The organism is Candidatus Hydrogenedentota bacterium, assembly GCA_018005585.1.
Lineage (GTDB): Bacteria > Hydrogenedentota > Hydrogenedentia > Hydrogenedentales > JAGMZX01 > JAGMZX01.
The window spans coordinates 36,420-44,595 of the sequence record JAGMZX010000035.1; the positions used below are offsets into that span (position 1 = coordinate 36,420).

Here is an 8,176-nt window from a genome sequence, read left to right on the forward strand (position 1 = left end):
TCTGCCCGAAGGAAAGCATAGCCGTCTATGAGGTCGGCGCGCGGGAGACGCGCGGTTGTCCGCGTGCGGGATCAATTCGTGCGGCATCGCCAGCCGACTCTTGAGGACCGCGCGATTTGGAGCACAATTATCACGCCGTTGAGCACCAGTGCAAGCCCCGAATACGTGAGCTTGTACATCTGCGAACGGCCAAATGCGAATTCCGAGTCCAGTCGTGCAACCGCAGGATTCGACTGCAGATAACGCACCCGAACCGGCCCGCCGATGGTCACGCCGCTTGCATTTTCAAACCGCAGGTCGTCGCCGGCCTCGTAACGCCGGGTATTCGCCTGAGGCGGCGCACCTGCCGGCGTGAAGCTGAACGTGACATGGTAATAGTGCCCGCTCCTCTCCTGCCTCTCGCGCATATGCGTCACGAGACCGTCCGTAACGCGGCTGTCCGGCGAGCCAAGCGCACGGAATGTGGAAAGGTTGGCGAACCCTGCCGGACTCAACAGCACACCGGCGCAGGACACGAACAAGGCTGGAAAACGCAGCAGGCTGAGCGCGCCAACAAAGAAACGCGCCGTGTCGTCCCCGGGCGTGGGCAACGATGCCGCCAGCACGCCGCAGATGCCGCACGCGATGGTGAGCGGTATAACATGAAGAATGCCCCAATCGCGAAGGCCGGCGGTCCAGCTTATCACGATCGCGAGCACTGCGAGAATGCTTATGTATAAAAGAGTACGATGGACCCGCTGGAAGACCCGGCCCCGCGTGGCCCGCGTGAGGGGGAATTCGGGAACTGGGTCCGCGCCCCGCGCGCGGTCCAGGGTATGGCCTGCCAAGTCCGCTATGGTCTTTGCCGCCATGAGCACGAGAAGGAATCCCTTGGGCAGGTCGAACGCCGGGCTGACCGTGACGCCGAATACGATGCACATGTGAAGCGGCACAACGCGCAAGGCGGTGGATTTCACAAGCGCCTCCGCGGTGGTCCGGCGGAACTCGCCCCGCCCCACGAAATCGTAGACAAGACTGAAGAACTGGTGTCCCGCCATCAGGGCGAGTGTTGCCAGAACCTGTGGCGACACGAAGATCTTCAATACGGGTATTGTCTGCTCGAAATGCAGGCGAACCGTGGTTTTCCCCTCGGCCTGGGCCTGAAATGCGGTGCATAGCGCCACCACGAAGAGAAGATGAATGACGGTAAACACCGCGTAAGGGAATACGCCGGATATTCCCTGCGAGATCCGCCGCAACAGTGTGAGGTCGTGCCGGACCAAGGCGATTTTTGCGGCCAGGAACAAACCAATGACGGCGTTTTCCAGCCAGTACAGCACCAGGATCATGGTTACGTCCCAGTGAAAGAAGAACACGCCGGACACGGGTATCAGGTTCGCGATGATGACTGAAACAAAAGAGAGAGGCCCTGCTCTGAACCGGTCGTGAAGCGCGTACCTGAATCGCACGGGCGTGCCGTCATCAGGGGCCGCAGCCACGACGTGCCTTACCACGTGCGGCGTGGACTTGCGATTGCGGTGTTCCGGTTTCACTGAGCCGCCATATGCGCCGCGAATTCCCGCATGTTTGAGGCAACCGTGTTTTTCCGCATGCGGTCAGGCGATGAATGAAGCATATGCAAGCCGGAGGTCTTGAGTCAATGGACCGCGTGCGGCCGCCGCGCCTATTCAGATTGCGCGGCGGGCGCTGGAAGCTCGCGCGCGGCGACAATGCCGCCGTAGGCAAAACCGGTCCCCTTGATTGTGCTGATGTCGACCTGGCCATTGCGGCGCTGGTAGATGCCGGGGTGTGTTCTGGCCTCGGGCAGGCTAGCTTCCGGGTAAAACTGCATGGCGTTGGTTTCGACGCCCATGATTGTCCCCGCGTGCGCGGCGAGCAGGCAATGGGGCACCTGCGCGAGCATCGGATTGGTGAGGTCCTGCACCATGAGCATCATGCCGTGGACCTTGGCCCAGCACAGGGCCAGCAGCGCGCCGGTCTGCGTCTTGCACGTCTTCAGCGCGACGCCCGTCCAGCCGAGTTCGCGGCCCAGTCTCACGAGCCGCCAGTCGTGCGCGCTCTCATCCATGAACAGCGGCTTGCGCGCGGATACGCTATGCACATCGATGCGGTTTTGTTCGAGTTCATAGGGGAACGGTTGCTCGACGTAGAGGATCATGCCGTATATGCGTGGTTGCTCGATCAGCAATTGATCGAGAATATCGGCGACGTAAGCGGGTTCGGAGACGGTCGAGTTGAAGTCGGCAGAAAGCCAGTTCACGTTCTCTTCGATTGCGATCTGGCCAACGCGGACGAGCCGGTCGTAATCCCAGGCGCGGTCATTGCCGCGCAACTTGATCTTGAGGCACTTCAAGCCGTCGGTGCGGATCCAGTCGCGCAACAGCACGGGGTAACCGTCCTCGGGTTCCGAGCCGTCGCGCTCGCTCTCGTCGATCCAGTCCTTGCCGCCGACAAGGTGCCATGCGGGCATGCGGTCCGGGCGCGGGCGCACCAGGAAATGCTCGGGATAACGGCCGGAAAAACTGGCGCCCGCGTCGCCGGCGGGCCCGAAGAAATGGGCAAGATCCCTGCTCATGTATTCGTCGGTGTAGGCATCGTAGATGTAGACTTGGCGCAATCGGCCGAAGGCGTCGTGCAATGCGATGTCGAAAGCGCTGCAACACACCAGCGCCGCGAGCCACGGCACGGGTTCGCCGCCACGCTCGGCGTTGAACGCGGCGAGCATCTCTCGGAGGCGCCCCTCGATGAAAGCGTGGCCCACTTCCATCGGATGTCCCGCGACGTCAAAGACAGCCCATTCCCTGACAAGCCGGCGCGTGAATTCCATGAGGGCGGTGTGGCGTTCCCCGTACGAGAGGCTGCTCGGCCAGACCCACTGCACGCTCAGCGGCGTTTCGCCCCAGCCCTCGGCGCTATGCCCTTTCGCGTCCTCGACACGCAGCCGCACGCGCGCACAGGTGACGCTGGTCAGTGTTTCAGGCCCGAACTTGAGCGGCACGCGCGTCTCGACGGGCAGGAAGTACAAGGCGGCGGCCTTCGGGCGGATATCAGTCGGCTTGGGCATGGCAATTCCTCATACCGTGATTCGGCCTCGTCAATTCGGAGCGTCATTATAGCCGACGTTACGCGATAAAGCCCTTCGAAGCAGTGGTCAGCCTTCCAGGAGCATGTGAATGCCTGGGATGAGGATGTCCCAGAATCCGTCGGTCGGTTCGGCGGGCGTCCATTCGACCTGGATATCTTCGAGACGCGCGCCGGTGATGTCGATGAGTTGCCTGTAGATTTGGCCGATGCCTTGATGGTACGCCATCGCGAGGTGGCGCGTTTCGGTGACCTCCTGGCCGATAAGACGCGCCGCGGTGGCGTCCGCCGCGGCGAGGTCTGTGCTGGCGAGAAGCACCCACGCGCCGAGCCGTTCGCGCATGTCGACGGTCGTGCCCCAATAACCGGGAAGGACGTGGGGACCATTGCCTTCGCAGCCGATGGAACAGTCTATGATTGTGAAGTCGGGTCTTACCGCGTTGACGATATCGAGAAATGCCTGTTCGATGCCCGCGTTGTGCAGCCGGAAACGCCAGGGTCCGCCGAAGCCGTAGTCGTTGACGGACGTCACGCCGACGAAGTTCTTCATGGATGCCGTTATTTGGGTCCAGCGGTGCGTCTTGAGCACGGGCAGCGAAATCACGCGGTCCGCGTCGAGGAGCAGACTGGAAACCTTGATATGCCCGAGGCGCGTGCAGGAGGGCACCGGACGCCACGCGGGCGATTCCGAGTTGAGGCACGCGAGACGCAGGCGCCCGCCATAGCGCGCGTTCAACTGGTTGGCCGCGGCCCGCATGTTCGTGGACCCGTCGAGGGTTTGCAGCTCCTCCCACGAGTACATGGGCACTTGCGCCGCGTCGCCGACGGTCACCCGCGACGCGCCCGCCTTCAAACACTCCTCAGCAACGGCGAGAATGATCTCCGGCTTCGTCGAGTCGCCGGCGGTGACCGAGTTGTGCCGGACCAGGCCCGCGGCGCAGAAGTTGGCCTTGATGAAAACGCTCTCGCCGGGATTGACGATACTCGCGATGCCGCCGCAGGCGTCGACCGCATCCCGGGCCATCTGGGCAAGGTCCAAACCCGTAATCGCAGCCACCAGCGCACGGCTGTTCACCGGCGCGTACGGCGGTGCCGCGGGGCAGCCCGATAGGGCAGCGCTTGCGGCCAGGGCAGAAGATGCGTGGACCCCCCTGCGCATAAAATCGCGGCGCGATAACGTCTTCATGACTCATCCCTTTCGACCCCGGAAGGATCGAGACACCCTAACCCAGCGCGGCCGCACTTTACAACTCAGCCGGGGCACCCGCGCCTGGCAGAAACGGTTTTTTTGACTCTATTCCCGCCGGAAAGGTAGAGTTATGGTTTCGGCGCCGGGCGCATGGAAGGAATGCGCCTGTGTTCCGTCTCCCGGCGCGTAACACGCGGACCCACAGGTCCGTTCCCCGCAGAGGAGCCTGTATGAAGCCGTTCCGCCTATGCTTTGCAGCATCCCTTCTTCTCTCGTGCAGTATAGCCCCCGCCACCGCCGCTTCCTTCGAGGAGACGGAATCGGGCATTCTCGAAGCCTTCAGCAAGGTCAAGAGCATGACGGCGGATTTCATGATGGATGTGCCGCTGGACGAGCAACTCGGGAACATAAAGCTTGCCATCGCGGGAGATCTGGCCCTGCTGGTGGAAGGGGACACGTCACAGTTCCTGCAACACGTCTTAGCGAAAGCGGAACTGCCCGATGGCGTTCAGGAAATGAAGATGACGATGGTGTGCGACGGCGCGTTTCTTGATATCCTCAATGAAGGCATGGGAGAGGCCAGTGTTGTGAAAACCCGCCTGGCCAACCATCATGACTTCCCGCCGCCCGGCGCGAAGCTGCTCCTCGAGTTCATCAAGAGGGACTTCGAGAACTTCGAGGTGTTGGCGGAAGCGCAAGTCGATGGGAAGACCTGCCACGTCATCGAAGGAAGCATGGGCGAAGACGCGCCGGGCAACAAGATCCGGCTGTATTTTGACAAGGAGACCGGCGCGCCGGTCAAGATGGAGTTGTTCGAAGAGAGCAGCGCCGAACCAGCAATCCTGCGGTATTCGAATATTGTCATCAACCCGGAACTGAAAGCGGATCTGTTCGTGTTCACGGCGCCGGACGGCGTCGAAATCATGGACCTCACACAAGAACCGGAACCGGCGACGGAACCGGGAGCGGAACCGGACGCCGAAGATACGCCCGTGGAAGAAGCGCCCGCGCCGCCACCGGCAGAGTAGGGAATCCTGTGGCGCCGTCTTTCTGGTGCGCGCCCGCGCGGCACGGATGTGATGAAGGAATCTGTCATGTATCGATTGAGTACGCTTGCCATCATGAGTTCGTTGTGCCTGACGCTCTGGTGCGGCTCGGTTCCCGCAGCCACTTTCGAGGAGACCGAAGCCGCCATCCTCAAGACATGGAGCAACGTGAAGACGCTCACGGCTGACGTCGCTCTGGAGACTTCCGCGAAGGACGGCGGCGCCACGAGCGCGACCGGAAGCATCGTCATGCTGGTCGAAGCTCATGTCGTCAAGTATCGCGAACAATTGACTATGCGCGTGGCGGAACCGGCGCCCATCGAAATGGCCATGGACTGTATCTTTGATGGCCAGGACCTCTACGTGATCAACGAGGTCTCGGGTGAGACGACCGTTCTGAAGACGCAACCAGGCGCAGGAGACGACATTCCTCCGCCGGGCGGGAAGGTCCTGCTGGATCAGGTGAAGGCGGATTTCACGGTCACGGTTGGCGAACAGCAGCGTGTCCACGGCAAGAATTGCCACGTACTGGAATGCACGCCCAAGGATACGACCGAAGGCGTATCGCACTTGCGCCTCTTCATCGACCGGGAAACGGGCGTGGCTGTGCGCATGGAAATCACGCCGCAAACGGGCGACCCCATCATCGTGCGGTACAGCAATGTGAGACTCAACCGCGACGTGAACCCGGCCCAGTTCGTTTTCCATGCGCCCGAAGGTGTGCCCCTCCTGGAGGCCCGGCCTGCCGGTACGGTTCCCGAGACTGCGCCACAACCCGAGGCCACCGCTCCGCCCGCGGAAGCCGCGCCCGAACCTGCGCCACAACCCGAGGCCGCCGCTCCACCCGCGGAAGCCGCGCCCGAACCTGCGCCACAACCCGAGGCCGCCGCTCCGCCCGCGGAAGCCGCGCCCGAACCTGCGCCACAACCCGAGGCCGCCGCTCCGCCCGCGGAAGCCGCGCCCGAAACTGCGCCACGACCCGAGGCCGCCGCTCCGCCCGCGGAAGCCGCGCCCGAAACTGCGCCACAACCCGAAGCCGCCGCTGCGCCCGCGGAGGCCGCGCCCACAGCCGAGGCCATGCCCGAAGCACAGGCCGCTCTCCCACCTGCTGAGGAGGTCCTGGAATTGGAGGCAACCGCCCCGGTCGCGGAAGCCGATTCGGAATCCGCCTTGTCTGGCCCATCCTCCGGAACCAGGCTGCAATTGCGGGGGGACGCTTTGTTCGAAAGCGAAGGCGAAGAAGACCCTGGCATCGGACTGGATGACAACGGGCCTTGAAGGCAGGCCGGATCGCCGTGAATGCGCCGCGTGGACTTTCCGCGGAGCATCCCAAGAAGACACATGGCGTGCGGCGAACGAGATTACCGCATGCTTCGACAAGGAGACGGGACTCGCGCTCCGTTTTGAGTACATACCAGGGGAAGACGGGGCATCGGACCGCATTTCACGCGAGAATGTTGGGATTGCGCCGGCACGGAACCCAAATGATTTTGTTTTCCAGGCTCTGACGCGGCCATCTTGAACCGCACGGCCCTTCCCGCCGGGAGTGCGGCGCCGGACGCAGCGCGTTGATAAACGCCGTCAGGCACATGCGCGGAAATATAAGCCCTCCGGTCTGTGTTCCAGAATTACGTTTACGAGCGCCCCGTAAAGGTCTGACGATGGTCACAGGCCTTGTGCGCGGGCCCATGAACGGTCGGGGAGCCTCGTGAAACCAAAAACACGCGAAAGACTCGCCGCAGTTTCCCTGGCGAGCCTTATTCCGGGCGGCAGGTGTGGACACGCAAAGCCGGTATTGTTATTATCCGGTCTTTTCGCCCTCTGTCGAGTCACCGGGGGACAGGTACTGAAACTCGGGCGCGAGGAGGCCTTAAACGGATCATGAGCATTTCACGAAGCAGCCTGTGGCGGAGCACCGTGTTGCGTGAACTGGCGCTGTCGCTGGCCGGCATCGGCCTCGTCGGCTTCATCTTGATGCATCTCGCAGGCAATCTGCTTATCTATGCGGGACCCGACGCCTTCAACGCCTACTCGAAGAAACTGCACGACCTGGGCGCGTTGCTCTGGGTGGCGCGCATCGGCCTCATTGCCATCTTCACGTTGCACGTGGTCATTACGGCCTCGCTCTGGTGGAAGAACCGTTACACCCGTGCGCAGCGGTACGCGGTTACGGTGCGGCGCACGCGCAAGACCATCGCGACACGCACCATGATTATTACCGGCGCCCTCATCTTTGTGTTTGCATGCATACACCTGCTCGATTTCACCTTTGCAGACAAGGAAGGCCCCAAGTCACTCATCGACGGCGCCAGTCTGGGGCTGTACGGCGTCGTATGGAACGGGTTCGCGAACCCGCTGCGCGCCATCGCCTACGTCGTATTCATGTGTTGCGTCGGATTTCACCTGAGCCACGCCATTTCAAGCCTGTGTATCACGCTCGGCGCCGAAAACGACCGCTTCGTGGAAAGAGCAGACTTGGCGGCGAAGGTCATCGGCGCTCTTGTGGCTGTCGCGTTCAGTTCGATTCCCCTTTACGTGCTGGTGCGGTCGCACCTGTTGGGATAGGAGGCTGCCCCATGCTCGAGTCGCATATTCCCGGCGGACCCATCGCGGAGAAATGGACCCGCCACAGGGACCATCTCAGACTGGTCAACCCGGCGAACAAGCGCAAATACACCGTCATCGTCGTGGGCACGGGGCTGGCCGGCGCGTCGGCCGCCGCATCGCTCTCGGAACTCGGGTATCAAGTCAAAGCGTTCTGTTTCCAGGACACGCCCCGCCGCGCCCACAGCATTGCGGCGCAGGGCGGCATCAACGCCGCGAAGAACTACCAGAATGACAACGACAGTATCTACCGCCT

7 protein-coding genes are annotated in these 8,176 nt (G+C 62.4%); 4 read left to right on the forward strand and 3 right to left on the reverse strand.

Features of this window, described 5'->3' with window-relative positions:
- Positions 1–71: 71 nt before the first annotated feature.
- The 3 genes from KA184_08225 to KA184_08235 all read right to left on the reverse strand — a co-directional run bounded on the left by KA184_08225 (position 72) and on the right by KA184_08235 (position 4,267).
- On the reverse strand, positions 72–1,532 hold the full coding sequence (locus tag KA184_08225; GenBank protein MBP8129556.1) for a DUF3592 domain-containing protein: 1,461 nt from the start codon (positions 1,530–1,532) through the stop codon (positions 72–74).
- Positions 1,533–1,663: 131 nt separating this feature from the next.
- Complete coding sequence (locus KA184_08230) at positions 1,664–3,064, reverse strand: mandelate racemase/muconate lactonizing enzyme family protein (GenBank protein ID MBP8129557.1); 1,401 nt, start codon at positions 3,062–3,064, stop codon at positions 1,664–1,666.
- 87 nt (positions 3,065–3,151) lie between these two features.
- The gene (locus tag KA184_08235; protein MBP8129558.1) at positions 3,152–4,267 is read right to left on the reverse strand and encodes a DUF362 domain-containing protein; all 1,116 of its coding nucleotides are present in this window, start codon (positions 4,265–4,267) and stop codon (positions 3,152–3,154) included.
- Between the two features lie 233 nt (positions 4,268–4,500).
- On the opposite strand from KA184_08235, the gene KA184_08240 reads away from it, so the two are divergent.
- The 4 genes from KA184_08240 to KA184_08255 all read left to right on the forward strand — a co-directional run.
- A complete protein-coding gene (locus KA184_08240) occupies positions 4,501–5,298 on the forward strand; it encodes an outer membrane lipoprotein carrier protein LolA (protein MBP8129559.1) in 798 nt (265 codons plus the stop codon).
- A 66-nt stretch (positions 5,299–5,364) separates the two neighbouring features.
- Entirely contained in the window at positions 5,365–6,594 is a 1,230-nt protein-coding gene (locus tag KA184_08245) for an outer membrane lipoprotein carrier protein LolA (protein ID MBP8129560.1), read from the forward strand.
- Positions 6,595–7,197: 603 nt separating this feature from the next.
- Positions 7,198–7,881 carry a succinate dehydrogenase cytochrome b subunit gene (locus tag KA184_08250; GenBank protein ID MBP8129561.1) on the forward strand — a complete coding sequence of 228 codons (684 nt, stop codon included), beginning with the start codon at positions 7,198–7,200 and terminating at the stop codon, positions 7,879–7,881.
- Between the two features lie 11 nt (positions 7,882–7,892).
- Positions 7,893–8,176, forward strand: a 284-nt coding sequence (locus KA184_08255) for an FAD-binding protein (GenBank protein MBP8129562.1), incomplete at its 3' end; no start/stop codon positions are given.